This window comes from Fictibacillus sp. 7GRE50, from assembly GCF_015903875.1.
Classification (GTDB): domain Bacteria; phylum Bacillota; class Bacilli; order Bacillales; family Fictibacillaceae; genus Fictibacillus; species Fictibacillus phosphorivorans.
Genome location: NZ_JACZDW010000005.1, coordinates 61,339 through 78,588, shown reverse-complemented (window position 1 = coordinate 78,588; position 17,250 = coordinate 61,339). Strand labels below are relative to the sequence as shown.

The following is a 17,250-nucleotide window of genomic DNA, read 5'->3' as shown; positions in this document are numbered from 1 at the left end:
AGGAGGTAGCAATGGAGGTTAACGGTAAGAATGGGAAATATACGACAAGATTGAGTCAGGCGGGGAAAGAAACGACTATCCATCTAACGGTATTTCTTTCCTTCTTTTTAATCATTTGTTTGTATTTTGTAATTCGTAATTTAAAAGAAGATCCTGTCGTATCGTTTGTAATGCTTGTACCAGTTGTCATATTAACTGCACTCATAGTTTTTATTATTAAGGAAACAAAGTCACAAACCAGTATTGTTAGTGATTCAGAGCTTACAGACACAGGGTATGTGACAACTTTTATCGACACCAATACACTAAAATCATTAAAAGTAGAAATTCTATATTCAGATATGGAAAAGTGTTTACTTTCGCCTCATTCCATCATTCGCCCGTCTGCAATAGAATCATTTGAAACGATTTACAATAAGCATATAACTTTTAATATTTTGTTTCGAACGGGTAAGGGCAAGTTGGAAGTGATGAAATTTACGCATCATGACGAAGAGGAAATACATTTATGGCTTAGAACTTTGAGGGAGAACGAAATTCCCCTTGAAATCACGGATTATGATTTAAGGTATGTATCTCAAAAAGACTATCTTAGTGTTGTTATGGATGAAGTAGATAGAAGACCGTATTTTTATAGATATTCTATAGAAGATTTAAATGTAGGGGTAACTAGGGAAAAACCTAATGATTATACTTTACCAGAAACAAAGGAAAAACTAGCTTCTAACAAATTGGTGAAATTTAGAATCCCCATAGTGGCAATCTATAGTGTTCAATTTCTAGCGATGACGTTATTTATTTATTTCTTACATAATGAATATACATCGGATGAAATGTTGACATTAACTTCTCGTATTTATTTCTACACAGGATTCATACTGTTTTTCTCAATTTATATCTACATGATTTCTCACATCAATATTAAGCATTGTATTCAATATGCGTTTGTTACAATCTTTTCATGGATAGTGGCAACATATACAGTAGATGGTCTTATTAGTAAGGTTTCAGAGAAGTTTACACTGGCTTTATCGTTTGAAATTTTCTTTTTCAGTTTTCTGTCACCGGTACTTATCTTCTTGCCAGTAATTCTTAGAGAACTTAAACCGGCCATTTATCATGAAAAACACCGAAAAGATATTGAAAAGATGAATGAATCGGAAGAACAAGATACGCTAACACCCTGAATAAGCTAAATCTTATTAAAAGTGCTTCACAAGGTGTATAATTTAAAAAGTTAATGTAAGGGAAGTCTGACTGAATTTTTTCAGCAGACTTTTTTATTTTATAAATGTTAGGAGTTTTTATTTGTGAAGCACCGCAGATTGTTAGTCTACCTTGTTGCACTTGCTGCGTTTCTCGGTCCTTTTTCTCAAACGATCTACGTACCTCTTATTCCTGAAGTGACGAAAGAACTTCATACAACATCTTTCTTGGTTAATTTTTCGATCTCGATCTATACGATTTTCCTGGCTTTGATGCAGATGGTCTATGGACCACTTACGGATTCGATCGGACGGCGTAAAGTGATGCTAACAGGTATCCTGATTTACTTAGCGGCTACGATCGGATGTTATTTTTCTTCATCCATTGAATTTCTTTTAGTGTTTCGCTCTATGCAAGCCATCGGAATTGCTGCGGGTTCTGTTGTAGCAGTAACTGTTATTGGGGATCTGTTCGAAGGGAAAGATCGGATTCAGCCGATGGGAACATTTCAGATGATGGTTTCGCTTGGCCCTGTTTTAGGTCCTGTAGTTGGTGGCTTTTTAAGTGCTTCGTTCGATTTTCATATGATTTTTATTGCGTTAATGTGTGTTGGATTTATTATCTTTGCAGGAAATTTTATCTTTTTGCACGAAACAAAACCAAGTACATCGAAGAAACAGAACTTTAGGTTTTCAGATTTCCTTACTATTTTGCAAAACCGTATCGGTTACACTGTGATCGGCTTAGGATTCATTCAGTATTACGCTCTGTATAACTTCCTAGTGTTCCTACCTGCTATTATGAGTGAAAGGTACGAATTGTCTGTAGAACAAAAAGGTCTAGTATTTCTACCATTATCTCTCGGCATCGTAGTGGGCAGCTTTATTGGCGGCAAAATGAGAAAATACAATGAACGAAAAGTGATCGTATACTCTGCCTTTTTAAACGTCATTTCTTTATTGTTGTTTATCCTAGTCTCAAACGTCTCGCTCATCTTATTGATCATTTCGATCTCATTCTTTGGTCTATTCTTAGGTATGTCATTACCCGTACAGACAGCTCTCCTTACACAAGAGTTCCAAGCCAATCGTGCTACAGCAATTGGTGCTTATAACTTTTTCAGATACATGGGGATGTCGATCGGACCCCTGTTAGGCAGTTTTCTCTATCATCTTGGTAGTTACGGTTTGGTATATGGATTTGTAGATGTACTCCTACTCCTTTTTATCATTTTAATGAGAAAACATTTAATACAAAATAAAAAATCCTTCAATTAGATTTTAGAAGCTATTATTTAGGGTATATTGAATCCATACCGTACTTGCTGTAAGCTAAGATTAAACAAAAGTTAGACAGGATGTATGAGTATGTATCTTACAATAAAAGAAACGGCTGAATACTTATCGATGCCTGAAGCGGCAGTTGAAAGCTTAGTTCAGCAGAATAAAATCCGTACCATTTTTGACGGTAACCAGCATCTTATTAACAAAGAACAGTTCAATACTCATTTTGAACAGTTAGAAAAATATAAGAAAATGGTTGAGGAGTACTTGAGTGAACCCATTCCAGAAGATTGGGATGCAAAAGACGAAGATTAGAGCAATGATAAATTAGGGTAGATGGGGAGAGTGGAAAAGAGATGCATAGAGATAAGGCACTGCATTCTTTTTTAATTGAAAAAACATGGCAGTTGACGGAAGATTGGTACCAATCAATTGATAAATCAAAGGCCACGGGGGTATACGCTTCCACAAATCCCAAGACGATCGAAACGCTTAAACAGCAAAATCATGAATTTCATGAACATTTTTGTGAGGTTTTTGTTACAGAAGAAAGTAAATTTCTAAAAGACTTTGAAAGATGGGTGCTTATGATTGCTCAAGATGATGAGCATTTAAACACACCTGTTACAGTGATCATGAAAGAATTCTTCAATGTACAAAAACAGTATTTAAATCTGGTTCAAGAATTTGTTAATATTCATCAAGGTGAATATCCTCAAACCATCATCGATGCTTGGAACGAGATTATTATTGAAACATTTAATAAAATTGTGACATGGTTTGTTGAAGAAAACCAAAAGTATAGCGAAGAGAAATTAATCGCGCAGCAAGAGATGATCAACGAGCTAAGCTCACCTGTCATCGCACTGAATAATCATATGGGCCTGTTGCCTTTAATTGGTGTGATCGATACACAAAGAGCAAAGTACATTGTTGAAAATACGCTCGAGCAGTGTACCGAAAAAGAGATCACACATCTTTTTATCGATCTCTCTGGTGTACTAATTATTGATACGATGGTCGCTCAGCAGATTTTCTCTCTTATTGAAACGCTTGGTCTGATCGGAGTAAAGTCAACCTTGTCTGGCATCCGACCTGAAATTGCAATGACCGCTATTCAATTAGGTTTATCCTTTGAGAAAGTTTCCATTAAATCGAACCTCGCTCAAGCGATCGGTTCACAACAATAACGAATACATGAGTGAATGAAGACCAGGGGAACCTGGTCTTTTATTATTTTCGTATATCAGAATTGGGCCATGCCACCTTCTCATAAACTTAAAAATGTAATTCATTTTCTTAAAAGGGTGTTGAGGATGGATATCTTTCAAGGTTTAACGGGGGAAATAATTTTACCGAATGATCCGCAATATGACACTGCACGTCAAGAATGGAACAGAGCCATTCAAAAATTCCCTAGTGTTATTGTCTATTGTTCTGAATATGGAGATGTGAGCTCTGCCATTCTTTGGGCACAAAAGTATTGTAAAGATATTCGAATCCGATCAGGAGGTCATCACTATGAAGGTTATTCGACGGGTAATGGTGTTTTGGTCATAGATATCAGTCGATTAAATGGTGTGGCTTTTAATGAAGAGGAAGGAACTGTTACCGTTCAAGGAGGGATTCAGAACAAAGATCTCTATCAAGCGGTAGGTTCTAGAGGATACCCTTTTCCAGGAGGAACGTGTCCGACTGTAGGCGTAAGTGGTTTTGTACTTGGTGCAGGATGGGGTTTTTCTAGTCGATTATTCGGTTTAGGTTGTGACAGCTTGGTGGAACTAGAGTTAATCAACTACAGAGGTGAAATTTTAAAAGTGAATGAAACAGAAAATAGTGATCTGTTTTGGGCATGCAAAGGTGCAGGAGGAGGTAACTTTGGAGTTGTCGTTTCTATGACGTTCAAACTGCCACCTAAAATTGAACAAGTGACATTGTTTGAGCTATATAAGCCCAGTGCCACAACAAAAGAGCTAGGCAAGTTCTTGCGAATATGGCAGAAGTGGCTTGTAAATTTAGATGAACGAATGTGTTTGAATGCTAGCATGTATAACGCTGTGTCTGAGGGACTTGCTATCTTTGGTAGGGGATTTTTTTATGGAACGAAGGAAGAAGCATTGAAACTGTTAGATGTATATAGAAAAATAGACGGATTTCAAATCAATGCTAAATCTTTAACATTTTTAGAAGCTGTCACGGAGGTACAGTCTACCTATCCGCCATATGAAAAGTTTAAATCGACCGGACGCTTCGTATACAAGGAATACGATCGAGAAGAAGTGGAAGCAATCGTGAATCTTGTGAAAAAGCGTGCGGAAGGTTCCGTGTTTGCAGCACTCACTGTGTATGCGATGGGAGGTCAGATTCGAAATGTTGGTAAAACAGAGTCTGCTTTTTATTACCGAAAAGCACGTTATATCTTAGGCATTCAATCCGTATGGGAAGATCCGGCCGTCGCAGAAGAAAATAGAAGATGGGTGGAAAAAAGGTTCAGATATTTGAAGACGATCACGAAAGGGTCATTTGTTAATTTTCCATACAACGAATTGAAAGACTATGAAATAGAGTACTTTGGCAGAAATGTGGAGAAACTTCAGCGGATCAATCAAAAATACGATCCTAAAAGAGTGTTTGCTTTTCCGCAATCCATTCGTTGATATAAAATGTAGGTAGAGTGCTGCATGACAAAAGGAGTTTGTTTCATTGAAAATATTCAAAAGTATACTGTTTCTCGCGATCCTTGCATCTATCTTTTATCTGATCACATTGGAATGGAAAAAGAGGAACACACCACTGCCTACTGAATTGCATCCGATCGTGGCAGAGAACCGTGATCTTTTAATACAAAAAGCGTCCGAAAAAGGAATTAATATTGTAATAACAGATGATTTTCGATCCGCAGCAGAACAGGATCGGCTGTATGAACAAGGCCGTTCAAGAGAAGGAACCATTGTGACTCATGTAGAAGGTGGCGAATCTTATCATAACTACGGTCTAGCGATTGATTTTGCTCTTAAACTGGATGATGATTCTGTCGTCTGGGATCTTGAACGAGATGACAATGGGAATGGACAGTCGGATTGGATGGAAGTGGTTGCGATTGCCAAAGATTTAGGTTTCGAGTGGGGTGGAGATTGGGCTGGTTTTAAGGATTACCCGCACCTCGAGATGGACTTTGGGTTGAGTATTCGGGAGTTGCGGTATGGGGAAAGACCACCCAACAATAAAAAAGTTCAATGAGCTAAGCTGGGAATTAAGTAATAATTGAGGTTATTTGTCGAAAAGCCTATAAATTAATTTCAAGGACTATAAATATCTTGTAACGGTCTATAAAAATTTATGAAGGCCTATAAATGGATTTGAAGGGCCTATAAACTCATTTTTAGGGCCTAATAAGAAAAGAAGGGTCTCCACAGCTGGAAGCCCTTCTTTCATTATTATGATTTAAAGCTTAAACGAACTCTTCAGTGAAACAATTTCGTTAAACACAATTTTTTCATCAGTTGTATGCTTCGGATCAACATTGAAGTAGCCATGACGGAAGAACTGGAACTTATCTTGAGGTTTCGCGTCCTTCATGTTTGCTTCAATAAATCCTTGTTTTACGATAAGAGAATCTTTGTTCACGTAATCCAAGAATGTCTTGCCCTCGCTATCTTCTTCCTTTTCCATATCTTCATCAGAGATGAGTGGCTCATAAATACGGAATTCTGCAGGTACGGCTTGTGTCGCTTCAACCCAGTGAAGTGTACCTTTTACTTTACGGCCTGTAAAACCTGAGCCGGATTTCGTCTCCACATCATACGTACAATGTAGTTCAACGACATGACCGTTTTCATCTTTTATGAAATCTTCGCATTTAATGAAGTAAGCATGCTTTAAGCGTACTTCGTTACCAGGGAAGAGACGGAAATACTTTTTCGGAGGATCTTCCATAAAGTCTTCACGCTCGATATAGATTTCACGCGAGAACGGAATCTGACGTGATCCCATTTCAGGATTCTCTGGGTTGATCTCAGCATCTAACATTTCAACCTGTCCTTCAGGGTAGTTTGTGATGACCACTTTTAATGGATCAACAATACCCATCGTACGAGGTGCTTTTACTTTAAGATCTTCGCGGATAAAGTGTTCAAGCATCGCTGTGTCGGTTACACCAGACCCTTTAGAAACACCAGCTGCTTTTACAAACTCAACAATTGACTCAGGCGTGTAGCCTTTACGGCGTAATCCAGAGATTGTCGGCATACGTGGATCATCCCATCCATCTACATAGCCTTCGTCTACCAGCTGCTTAAGCTTACGTTTACTCATTACCGTATTCGTCAATCCTAGGCGGCCGAATTCGATCTGCTGTGGCTGGCTATTCATCTCACACTCTTCCACAACCCAGTTGTAAAGAGGGCGTTGATCTTCAAATTCTGTTGTACAAAGCGAATGTGTAACGCCTTCGATCGCATCCTCAATCGGATGAGCAAATGCATACATTGGATAGATGCACCACGTATCACCTGTATTGTGATGAGTTGCGTGAGAGACACGATAAATGACTGGGTCACGTAAGTTAATATTAGGTGAACTCATGTCGATCTTCGCACGAAGTACTTTTTGACCGTTCTCGAACTCGCCTTTACGCATGCGATCGAATAGATCTAAGTTCTCTTCAACAGAACGGTTGCGATAAGGACTTTCTTTACCTGGCTCTGTCAACGTTCCGCGGTACTCACGAATCTCATCAGCAGTAAGGTCATCAACATATGCTTTTCCTTTTTTAATTAAAAGCACAGCACGCGCATACATTTCTTCAAAGTAATCAGAAGCAAAGCGAAGGTTCTCCCATTCAAACCCAAGCCACTCGACGTCGTTCTTAATCGCATCAACGTATTCTTGGTCTTCTTTTAATGGGTTCGTATCATCAAAGCGCAGATTTGTTTCTCCGCCAAACTCGTCCGCAAGTCCAAAATTGATTACGATTGATTTTGCATGTCCAATATGAAGATATCCATTTGGTTCTGGAGGAAAACGAGTAATGATTTTCTTATGCTTTCCGGATTCCAGATCGTTTTGGATGATTGTTTTAATAAAATTAGAAGAACTATTCTCCATCCCGTATCAAGCCTTTCCTTATATGTAAACTAAGATATACTTTACATTATAACAAAAATAAATTTTAACTAAACGTATTCTTTTAGGGATATGGAGATTATTTAACAAAGAAATGGTGGGATCAACATGAATGTCATTGACTTGCATTGCGATGCATTATTAAAACTATGGGAAACGGACGGCAGGCTGAGTTATGCAGATGCGCCACAGCTTGCGACAAATAAGAAACGACTGCAAAAAGGAAAAGTGAACGTTCAGTTCTTTGCGATTTTTATTGAGCCTTTTATTCCTAGTGATCAAAAGTTCCAATCTGCTCTTCAACAAGTGGATTATTTTTATAAAGAGGTTCTTGGTAAAAATCCAGAGATGAAGCATTTGAAGAACTGGAATGACTTTCAAGCATTGAAGGATGGAGAAATTGGAGCAGTGCTTACGCTTGAAGGAGTGGACGCGATTGGGGACGATCTCACGAAGTTAAGCATCCTGCATCAACTCGGTGTTCTTTTGATCGGTCTAACATGGAATCACGCAAATCTTGCAGCTGATGGTGCACAAGAACCGCGTGGAGCTGGTCTGACGGTGTTTGGAAAAGAAATTGTAGCGTTCAATAATAAAAATAAAATTTTAACCGATGTATCTCATTTATGTGATCGCGCTTTTTGGGATGTGATGGAAATTGCCGATTATCCGCTTGCCAGCCATTCTAATTCACGCGTATTGTGTGACCATCCGCGTAACATGACGGATGAGATGGCAAAAGAGATGTTTGGTAAAGGTGGAGTGGTGCACGTTGTGTATAACCCGCCATTTACGAACAATGAAGGATCAGCAAGTATTGTTGACTTAATTAAGCACATCGACCATTTTTGTGGACTTGGCGGGGTAAGACAAATTGGGCTCGGCTCTGATTTTGACGGCATCTCGCAACTTATTACAGGTTTAGAAGATGCATCTATGACTCAAAACTTAATCAATGAGTTATTGAAGCATTATTCTGAAGAAGAAGTCCGTGGATTTGCGTCTCAAAACTTCTTGAATTTTATTTCTAAAATATAGTTTGTAAGGTAAGGCTGGCTTTCTCCTGGGATGTCAGCTTTTTTCTATGGAGAAGGATAGTAGTGCTAGCTGCGAACGAGCGTAATTGCCGCGAACGATTTATAAGCGAGCATAAGTCTTCGGGAACGATTATAAAAGTCCGTCACCGAGCATAAATCTTCACGAACGATCATAAAACCACGTGAACGAGCATAACCGTCCCGTGAACGATCATAAAACCACACGACCGAGCATAAGTCATCTTTACCTAGCAAAACTCCCACAAAAGCCCACTTCATATGCTCTTCTTTTCTCCTATAAACTCTCATAGCTTATATAGAACAAGTAAGCGGAAGGAGTCTGTATATGTATTACAATCATCCAGGTTTTCAAAATACAGGAATGAGGCACCAAGACGACCTCACAATGATGAATCGCCTAATTGTATCGGGTGAAGGCTCTGTTTCTGCTGTGCCAGATCGAGCTCTGCTTACAATAGGAGTCATTACAGAAAACCAAAATTTAAGTGTGGCTCAAAAGGATAACGCTGATAAAACGTCTTCTGTTATTCGAACACTAATATCACTAGGTATTTCTCAAAGCGATATTCAAACCTCTAGTTTTCGAATTGAACCTCAATATAACTATGAAAATGGACAGCAACAATTTAGAGGATATCGTGTAGAGCACCAGCTGCAGGTCACGGTAAAAGATATTCGGCAAACAGGTCAGGCAATCGATCAAGCGGTAGCGAACGGAGCTAACTCTGTATCGTCCATTCAATTCACCGTTTCAAACCCAGATGCCTTTTATAATCAAGCGATGTCACTAGCAATTCAGAATGCTCAACAAAAAGCTATTTCGATGGCAAGGGCATTACAAGTTACACTTCGGCCGGTACCGCTCAACGTTCAAGAGGTATCTCAATCCTTACCTCCTAGACCTGTTCCGTTTCAAGCCGTAATGTATGCACAAAGTACGGAAACCCCTATACAGCCAGGCGAGAATAAGATCACAGCCTCTGTCAAGATCCAATACACGTATAGTTAGGAAGGACAGGTGTAAATTGACAGGTGAATATGTGTCACATTATACTTAACCAAATGGTTAAATATAACGCGGATAATTTAAATGATGTATTTTCAGTTCTATCTGATTCGACTCGGCGTACGATCATCGAGCAGCTATCAAAAGGAGAAAGGAGTGTGCAAGAGTTAGCCCAGCCTTTTGATATGTCGCTGCCTGCGATCTCAAAGCATTTGAAAGTTTTAGAGAATGCAGGTCTTGTCACACACCGAAAAGAGGGACGTTTTCGCTATTACGCGATAAAACCGGATTCAATGGATGAAGCATGTGAATGGATTTCTACGCTTAAAGAGCTTTGGACAAAATTTGAAGGTATGTTTTGCTGCAGCAAGCAAAAAAAGCAGTGAAACGTATGCTTGGAGAGTGAACAATGGAAACGCAGGATGAAATAATAAAGGTGCAAAAGATTGTGAAACGATATGGAGATTTCACTGCCGTGGATGGAAGTGAATTCTCTGTACATAATGGAGAGGTGTTTGGTTTGCTGGGCCCGAACGGAGCGGGGAAGACGACAACACTTGAGATGTTAGTAGGTCTTCGTAAACCAGATGAAGGAACAGCGATCGTTGGTGGATTCGATATTACAAAAGAGCTTGATAAAGTAAAAGAAGTAATCGGTGTACAGCTTCAATCTACAACTCTTTTTGAGCTATTGACCGTAGATGAGATTCTTCATCTTTACGGCAGTTTTTACCGCGAACATATTTCGATTCCTGAACTAATTGATGACATGCTTTTAACAGAGAAAAAGAATAGCAGAATAAAAGGTTTGTCTGGTGGCCAAAAGCAGAGACTTGCGATCGCGCTTGCACTCGTGCACGATCCGCAGATTATTTTCTTGGACGAACCTACGACTGGACTCGACCCACAAGCACGCCGTACGTTATGGGACATTATTTTACGATTGAAGGAACGTGGCAAAACCGTTGTACTGACGACTCATTACATGGATGAGGCACACGTGCTATGCGATCGTATCGCCATTATGGACCAAGGAAAGCTAATAGCTCTCGATACGCCTAGTGAACTTGTGAGAAATCTTCAGTCGGATAGCGCAGTTGAATTTAAGTTTAACGATGAAGTAGATATTGTTTTATCAGAGATTGATGGAGTGAAGCAGGTGGGCAGTCAGAAAGATGTACACGTTCTCTATACAGATGATCTACAGAAGACTTTAACGAGTTTAATCGCTATTGCTTCTGAAAAACAGTTGAAGCTTGTCGATCTCCAAACGAGAACGGCAACACTTGAAGATGTGTTTATCCACATGACAGGAAGAAGGTTAAGAGAAGGATGAAATCATACTACTTACTAACACTCGCGCAGCTTCGCATCTTCCTTAGAAACAGACAAGTACTGTTCTGGACCCTTGCCTTTCCGATCGTACTGATGGTTATGTTAGGTTCATTCTTAGGAAACGGTAATGGCGTTTCCATTACGGCAGCTGTTGTTGATCAGGATAAGAGTGAACAATCAAAGAACTTAGTGAAAGAAATAGAAAAAAACGAAGCGGTATCTCTTGAAAAAAGTTCAAACGAAAAAGATGTGTTAAGTCAGCTAAAACAAGGTGACCTAACGCTCGTAGTTACTATTCCAAAAGGCTATGGTGAAAATCTTTCTGCAGAAAATAAAGCAGATCCGTTCAAACTGCCTGTTTACTATAATGAAACGAACATGGCGATGTCCCAAGTCGGACTTCAGCTTGTTGATAATGCAGTTGATACGATCAGTAAAAAATCTTTGAATTACGAGCCTGTTGTTGTAACAGAGTCAAAAGGTGTAGAAGCACTGAACCTTCGTTACATCGACTTCCTAGTACCGGGAATCGTGGCGATGATGATCATGAGCAACAACATGAATGGTGTGGCAGGCCAGATCTCGTCATGGCGTGAACGAGGAATCTTACGGCGTATGCAAGGAACAACACTAAAAGCATCTACATTTATTGCGGCGCAAATTACCGCTCGTTTTATGCTGAACGGTTTGCAAGCGATGATTGTATTAGCTGTCGCTTGGGCGGCGTTCGGCATTGAAGTGAGAGGTTCGTGGTTAACCGTAATTGCGTTTGTAACCCTTGGGACGTTAGCCTTTATGGCAATCGGTTTTATCATCGCAGGTATTGCCAAGACTCCTGAGAGTGCTGGACCGATTGCTGGTTTTCTATCGTTTCCGATGCTGTTTTTAGGAGGAGTATTCTTTCCGATACGAGACATGCCCGAGTTTTTGCAGCCGTTTGTACAAATTCTACCGATCGCTCACTTAAGCCATGCTCTTCGTGAGACGATGAACGTTGGAGCTTCGTTCTTAGATCTCGGTATGGAAGCGCTGATTCTAGGAGGCTGGTTAATCGGAGCGTTTATCGTAGCAAGTTTTACGTTTAAGTGGGAATAGATAAATAACAGAAAGAGGAGAACGAAATGAATACACAAAATTATAACAATCATGCACGGATGCATCCCATCTATCATTATGTACTTTCATTGCTTGTGCTTGGAGGACTAATTACAAGCATTGTTTATCTGGTTAAAGCAGAAGATAAGTTCCTAGGCGTAATATTAATCGTGATGTCTCTCAGCCTGTTAGTGACGTTTGCTTTACTTCGCATGTACCCATTAAAAGCTCAAGATCGAGCAATCCGTGCAGAAGAGAACTTGCGCTATTATGTTTTAACAGGAAAGTTGTTGGATGTAAGACTTACTGCAGGGCAGATCGTAGCCCTTCGATTCGCACCAGACGAGGAACTTCCACTTCTGGCTGAGAAAGCAGCAGCTGAGAACATGAAACCAAAGGAAATAAAAGAAGCGATTTCGAACTGGAAAGCCGATTATTATAGAATCTAGTAGAAAAACCTGCAGAAGTTGTATAACTTCTGCAGGTTTTTCTATTTGAGTAATGGTGTAGTGAATAGGATTGAACACTCAGAAGACGTTTAGCAATATAGAGAATTACAGTTAGGAAAAATTGCCGATGATGTAAACTACTAAATGGTATATCCAGAAGTTGTTTCAATGAATAGAGAAAATCGAACTGATCTTTCACCGATAAAAGTACTATTACAATAGAAAGAATAAAAGCATGGAGAATTATTCCCTTTAAACCGTCTTCCTCTCGATCAATCGTACCTGGATCTCTTCATGCGAAACTTCCTGACCGTTCAATGCTTGCTGAAAAAGTTTTTTGCCGACTTCAACAAAAGGTATTTCAAGTGTTGTAATATGCATTACTTTTGAGATGGGTTGATTATCAAAGCTCATGATTGCGACGTCGTCAGGTACAAACAAACCGTTTTCTCTGCATGCTGTTAAGATTCCTGCAGCTACTTGATCACTCGTGACAAGTAAAGCGGTCGGACGATTTTTCATATCCAATAAATTCTCTACCACACTGACCCCATCTTCTACATCGAAACGGCTTGTGAAAATATAATTTGGTTCATAACGTAAGGAATACCTTGTTAGAAATTCTTTATAAGCAGCATCTCGTTGCTTGCTGTTAGTTCCAGTCTGTCTCCCAATCGTGTAGCCAATATGGTGATGCCCTTTTTTGTACAGATAATCTAGAGCCATTGTAAATGTTTTATAGTGATCAATAAATGTAGTAGAGATCTTATCGTTTCTTGAATCTTCACAAAGGACGATTGGTCCATACTTTCTGTAACTTTCAATGACGTCCCACTCACAGATCCTAGAGCAGATGATCAGTGCATCAATCTGCTTATCTTCAAGCATCCTTAAAGCTTCCATTTCTTTCGCTTCTTCATAATTGGTTTGAATAAGAGCAAGCTTATAGTTGTGGTTCAATGCTGCGTTCGCGATTCCCTCGATCAATAAACCAAAATAAGGGTGGTTAGAGAAAGGGACGACTACACCTATCAAGTGCGTCTTTCCTCTGCTCAGATGAACGGCGTTGATGTTACGGTGATAATTGAACTTTTTCATAGCAGCTTTAACGGCTGATACTTTTTCCTCACTTACATACGGATGATTATTGATCACGCGGGAGACTGTCGTAACAGAAACACCGGCCATCTTTGCTATATCTCTTATGTTGGTCATGCCTTCACCTTTTCTTTTAAAAAAGTTTTTCTTGCTCTGAAACGCGTTTCATACCATACCCTTTGTATATATCCAAAAGGAGGTATGCCGTATGGTGATTTTAACTGGCATCGTTAGTCTTAGTTTTATGTGCTTCTCAGTCCTGTCCCTGTCTTCATTTACAGTTTCACTTCAGGAAAAAAGCGGACTGCCCCAAAAGAAAAGGGATAAAAAGGATCAGTTCAGTTATTTGTTTGATGTGTATGGTGACTAACCTATTAAATTTATTGTAGTAACATCTGTAAACTTGTTCAACTCCATTGCCGAAATTAGTCACAATCAGTTAAACTGTAAAAATATTAACGCTCTACTTTTGGGTAGAATGAAGGTAAGTAATTAATTGGAGAGTATGCTAAATGGAAATGGAGAAACAAGAAACCTACGACATAATGGCAGTTTGTCTACTAGCAGGCAAAATTATGCTGCAAAGCGGAGCTGAAACGTACCGTGTGGAGGATACGATGATGCGTATCGCTTCTTCTTTTGGTGCTTATCAGTCGCACCCTTACGTAACACCAACAGGAATTCTTTTTTCTGTAGAAGGTGATGAGCCTACAAAGACGAAGCTGATTCGAATTGTCGAACGAACAACAGATCTAGAGAAGGTCGCACAAGTGAATGGTATATCGCGTAGAATCAGCGCTGGTGAATTTACGATCGAAGAAGCATATAAAGAGCTAAAAATGATTAGTGCATCAGGTTCTCCTTATTCTTTGTGGATTCACGTATTAGCAGCAGCTGTCTCTTCAGGCTGTTTTCTAATCATGTTTCAAGGGGAATGGAGAGACTTTTTGCCCGCTTTTATCACAGGTGGACTAGGGTTCTTGTCCCTGCTTTATTTTCACCAGCTAGTTCCTATAAAATTTTTCTCGGAGTTTTCTGCTTCCCTTTTAATTGGATTACAAGCTCTCTTCTTTGTTTCGACAGGAATTGGTGGTGAGTTGGACAAAATTATTATTGGGTCCGTTATGCCTTTGGTACCGGGTTTGCTGATTACGAATGCTGTTCGTGATTTAATGGCAGGACACCTTATCTCGGGCCTGGCTAAAGGCGCAGATGCTTTTTTAACAGCTTTTGCAATAGGTGCAGGAATCGCTGTTATCTTTTCATTTTTTTAAGAAGGAGCGTTCACGATGACAATTGTTGAACAGATCATTACAAGTTTTATAGCGTCAGCAGCGTTTGTTATCATTTTTAACGGTCCGAAGCGCTCCCTGTTTCACTGTGGATTAGTAGGAATGATCGGATGGATTTTCTATTTTTTATTAGAAACAAATGGTGTAGATATGGTATTAGCAACGGTTATCGCATCGTTTACGATCGCTATCGCTTCACAATACTTTGCCAAAAAGTACAAGACACCCGTTATCATATATAGCGTAGCTGGCATCATTCCTTTAGTACCAGGCGGTATTGCATACAATGCAATGAGAAGCTTCGTGGAGAATGATTATAATCTTGCAATTAATCTAGCTGCTAAAGCCTTTATGATTTCAGGTTCTATTGCGATCGGTCTTGTTTTCTCTGAAGTCATCAACCAGATTATTCGGAAATCAAAGCTTAAGACGATTGTAAACAAAACACACTAACCCTAATAATAGTTATGTAAAACCATCTGATGATCAGGTGGTTTTTTTTATTGCACATTTATTTATGCTTATATTCTACTATTTTTTTCTGAATATTTGAGATTCAACTAGGAACTGTACACGACAAAAGATACAAATGTCCATACTGGAAAGAATTTTATCTTGTTTTCTTACCATGACTAACTTCATAATAGGTAAAAAACCGTAAATAATTTTGGCGTTTCTGGTCACAATTTGTAATCATATATGATTTATCATATAATTACAAATAGAGAAAATTTTCAGTCAAATACAAGGGGGTAAAGTTTTTGAACAGCTTTGAAACGTTTGTAGGAGATGCAGTGGCGATTCTGTGGAGTCAGCCGATGATTTATTTTTGTTTAGGCGTAGGGCTATTATTCTCAATTTTAACGAGATTTTTGCAAGTTCGTCATTTTAAAGAAATGATCAAACTCATGTTAGAAGGAAAAAGTTCGAAAGCGGGAGTTTCCTCTTTCCAAGCTTTGGCGATTGCGTTATCAGGCCGAGTAGGAACGGGTAACATCGCAGGAACAGCAACTGCGATCGGATTTGGTGGCCCTGGTGCGGTTTTCTGGATGTGGATGATCGCATTTATCGGTGCTTCTAGTGCTTTTGTTGAATCAGCACTTGCTCAAGTGTATAAAGTGAAACAGGACGGGGAATATCGTGGTGGCCCTGCGTATTATATTGAAAAGGGTATAGGTTGGAAATGGTACGGGATTATTTTCGCCATATCAGCTTTAGCTGCTATGGCACTACTGATGCCGGGTATCCAGTCTAACTCGATTGCTGCTGGACTTGATAATGCTTTTAACATCAATCCGTCCGTAACGGGTATTTTCTTAATTGTTATTTTAGCCGCTATCATTTTTGGTGGTGTTAAAAGGATTGCCAATGTAGCGCAATATGTGGTTCCATTTATGGCAATTGGCTATGTGCTTGTTTCATTAATCATTGTTGCTTTCCATATCCCTCAGATTCCTGAAGTACTTTCTTTAATTTTTAGGAGTGCGTTCTCTTTTGATTCTGCATTTGGTGGAATTGTAGGTTCTGCGATCATGTGGGGCGTTAAGCGAGGAATCTATTCAAACGAAGCGGGGCAAGGTACAGGGCCTCATCCAGCTGCAGCAGCTGAAGTATCTCATCCTGCTAAACAAGGACTTGTACAAGCGTTCTCTGTATATATTGATACATGGCTTGTATGTACAGCAACAGCTTTCATGATTCTTTTTACAGGAATGTACAATGTTCAAAATGAAGCAGACAAGTCGTTTATTGTTGAGAACCTTCCTAACGTAGAAGCGGGAACTGCTTTTACTCAAGAGGCGATTGAATCTGTTCTTCCTGGGTTCGGTTCTGGATTTGTTGCTATATCATTATTCTTCTTTGCATTCACAACGATTATGGCGTACTACTATATTGCAGAAACGAATATCGCATACCTTATGAGAGGCCGTAACAACAAAATTCCTATGTTCTTGCTTAAGATTGTAATGTTAGGAACGACGTATTACGGAGCAGTGAAAACAGCAGACTTAGCTTGGGCACTAGGAGACCTCGGCTTAGGTATCATGGTTTGGCTGAACTTGATCGCTATCCTGATTTTAGCTAAGCCAGCACTTCGTGTATTAAAAGATTACGAGGAGCAAAAGAAAGCTGGGCTTGATCCAGTTTTTGATTCAACCAAACTGGGCATTAAGAATGCTGAGTATTGGGAAGGCGGATATAAAGAGTCACAAGGTAATAACGAAGAGAAAGTATCATAGTGAACAATTATGAACAGGCTGTTTATAGCAGCCTGTTTTTTTATTGTGGTTTAAATAAGAAGCA

The 17,250-nt window shown here is 39.4% G+C and carries 19 protein-coding genes; 16 read left to right on the top strand and 3 right to left on the bottom strand.

Annotated features, from left to right (window positions below):
- Positions 1–11: 11 nt before the first annotated feature.
- The 6 genes from IHV12_RS18905 (at position 12) to IHV12_RS18880 (ending at position 5,729) form a co-directional block, all read left to right on the top strand.
- Positions 12–1,187, top strand: coding sequence for a hypothetical protein (locus IHV12_RS18905; protein WP_197191884.1), 1,176 nt, complete (start codon positions 12–14; stop codon positions 1,185–1,187).
- A 123-nt stretch (positions 1,188–1,310) separates the two neighbouring features.
- On the top strand, positions 1,311–2,483 hold the full coding sequence (locus IHV12_RS18900; RefSeq protein WP_197191883.1) for an MFS transporter: 1,173 nt from the start codon (positions 1,311–1,313) through the stop codon (positions 2,481–2,483).
- A 90-nt stretch (positions 2,484–2,573) separates the two neighbouring features.
- A complete protein-coding gene (locus tag IHV12_RS18895; protein WP_197132473.1) occupies positions 2,574–2,804 on the top strand; it encodes an excisionase family DNA-binding protein in 231 nt (76 codons plus the stop codon).
- A gap of 41 nt (positions 2,805–2,845) precedes the next feature.
- Positions 2,846–3,679 (top strand): STAS domain-containing protein, encoded by an 834-nt coding sequence (locus IHV12_RS18890; protein WP_197132476.1) that lies wholly within the window; start codon positions 2,846–2,848, stop codon positions 3,677–3,679.
- Positions 3,680–3,805: 126 nt separating this feature from the next.
- Entirely contained in the window at positions 3,806–5,146 is a 1,341-nt protein-coding gene (locus IHV12_RS18885) for an FAD-dependent oxidoreductase (RefSeq protein ID WP_197191882.1), read from the top strand.
- A gap of 46 nt (positions 5,147–5,192) precedes the next feature.
- On the top strand, positions 5,193–5,729 hold the full coding sequence (locus IHV12_RS18880) for a M15 family metallopeptidase (protein ID WP_197191881.1): 537 nt from the start codon (positions 5,193–5,195) through the stop codon (positions 5,727–5,729).
- Between the two features lie 204 nt (positions 5,730–5,933).
- On the opposite strand, the gene IHV12_RS18875 is transcribed toward IHV12_RS18880, so the two are convergent.
- Positions 5,934–7,595: a glutamine--tRNA ligase/YqeY domain fusion protein gene (locus tag IHV12_RS18875; RefSeq protein ID WP_197191880.1), complete on the bottom strand. Its 1,662-nt coding sequence runs from the start codon at positions 7,593–7,595 to the stop codon at positions 5,934–5,936.
- Positions 7,596–7,721: 126 nt separating this feature from the next.
- Here IHV12_RS18875 and IHV12_RS18870 point away from each other — a divergent pair, with 126 nt between their 5' ends.
- Complete coding sequence (locus tag IHV12_RS18870; protein WP_197191879.1) at positions 7,722–8,651, top strand: dipeptidase; 930 nt, start codon at positions 7,722–7,724, stop codon at positions 8,649–8,651.
- Between the two features lie 65 nt (positions 8,652–8,716).
- On the opposite strand, the gene IHV12_RS18865 is transcribed toward IHV12_RS18870, so the two are convergent.
- Positions 8,717–8,929 carry a hypothetical protein gene (locus tag IHV12_RS18865; RefSeq protein ID WP_197191878.1) on the bottom strand — a complete coding sequence of 71 codons (213 nt, stop codon included), beginning with the start codon at positions 8,927–8,929 and terminating at the stop codon, positions 8,717–8,719.
- Positions 8,930–8,996: 67 nt separating this feature from the next.
- On the opposite strand from IHV12_RS18865, the gene IHV12_RS18860 reads away from it, so the two are divergent.
- From IHV12_RS18860 to IHV12_RS18840, 5 genes are read left to right on the top strand one after another with little or no spacing between them, the layout of a single operon-like run.
- Positions 8,997–9,680 (top strand): SIMPL domain-containing protein, encoded by a 684-nt coding sequence (locus tag IHV12_RS18860; RefSeq protein WP_197191877.1) that lies wholly within the window; start codon positions 8,997–8,999, stop codon positions 9,678–9,680.
- A 53-nt stretch (positions 9,681–9,733) separates the two neighbouring features.
- A complete protein-coding gene (locus tag IHV12_RS18855) occupies positions 9,734–10,063 on the top strand; it encodes an ArsR/SmtB family transcription factor (RefSeq protein WP_197191876.1) in 330 nt (109 codons plus the stop codon).
- A 23-nt stretch (positions 10,064–10,086) separates the two neighbouring features.
- Positions 10,087–11,013, top strand: a complete 927-nt coding sequence (locus tag IHV12_RS18850; RefSeq protein ID WP_197191875.1) for an ABC transporter ATP-binding protein — start codon at positions 10,087–10,089, stop codon at positions 11,011–11,013.
- Positions 11,010–12,107, top strand: coding sequence for an ABC transporter permease (locus IHV12_RS18845; protein ID WP_197191874.1), 1,098 nt, complete (start codon positions 11,010–11,012; stop codon positions 12,105–12,107). The genes IHV12_RS18850 and IHV12_RS18845 overlap by 4 nt, the downstream gene beginning before the upstream one ends.
- Positions 12,108–12,133: 26 nt before the next feature.
- The gene (locus IHV12_RS18840; protein ID WP_197191873.1) at positions 12,134–12,556 is read left to right on the top strand and encodes a DUF6526 family protein; all 423 of its coding nucleotides are present in this window, start codon (positions 12,134–12,136) and stop codon (positions 12,554–12,556) included.
- Between the two features lie 252 nt (positions 12,557–12,808).
- Here IHV12_RS18840 and IHV12_RS18835 read toward each other — a convergent pair whose 3' ends face one another.
- Complete coding sequence (locus tag IHV12_RS18835) at positions 12,809–13,771, bottom strand: LacI family DNA-binding transcriptional regulator (RefSeq protein WP_197132529.1); 963 nt, start codon at positions 13,769–13,771, stop codon at positions 12,809–12,811.
- Positions 13,772–13,862: 91 nt separating this feature from the next.
- Here IHV12_RS18835 and IHV12_RS18830 point away from each other — a divergent pair, with 91 nt between their 5' ends.
- From IHV12_RS18830 to IHV12_RS18815, 4 genes are all read left to right on the top strand, one after another.
- On the top strand, positions 13,863–14,024 hold the full coding sequence (locus tag IHV12_RS18830; RefSeq protein ID WP_197132532.1) for a hypothetical protein: 162 nt from the start codon (positions 13,863–13,865) through the stop codon (positions 14,022–14,024).
- A 142-nt stretch (positions 14,025–14,166) separates the two neighbouring features.
- A complete protein-coding gene (locus IHV12_RS18825) occupies positions 14,167–14,928 on the top strand; it encodes a threonine/serine exporter family protein (protein WP_191754508.1) in 762 nt (253 codons plus the stop codon).
- A gap of 15 nt (positions 14,929–14,943) precedes the next feature.
- A complete protein-coding gene (locus tag IHV12_RS18820; protein WP_137791495.1) occupies positions 14,944–15,399 on the top strand; it encodes a threonine/serine exporter family protein in 456 nt (151 codons plus the stop codon).
- A gap of 365 nt (positions 15,400–15,764) precedes the next feature.
- A complete protein-coding gene (locus IHV12_RS18815; RefSeq protein ID WP_197132714.1) occupies positions 15,765–17,186 on the top strand; it encodes an alanine/glycine:cation symporter family protein in 1,422 nt (473 codons plus the stop codon).
- Positions 17,187–17,250 lie beyond the last annotated feature (64 nt).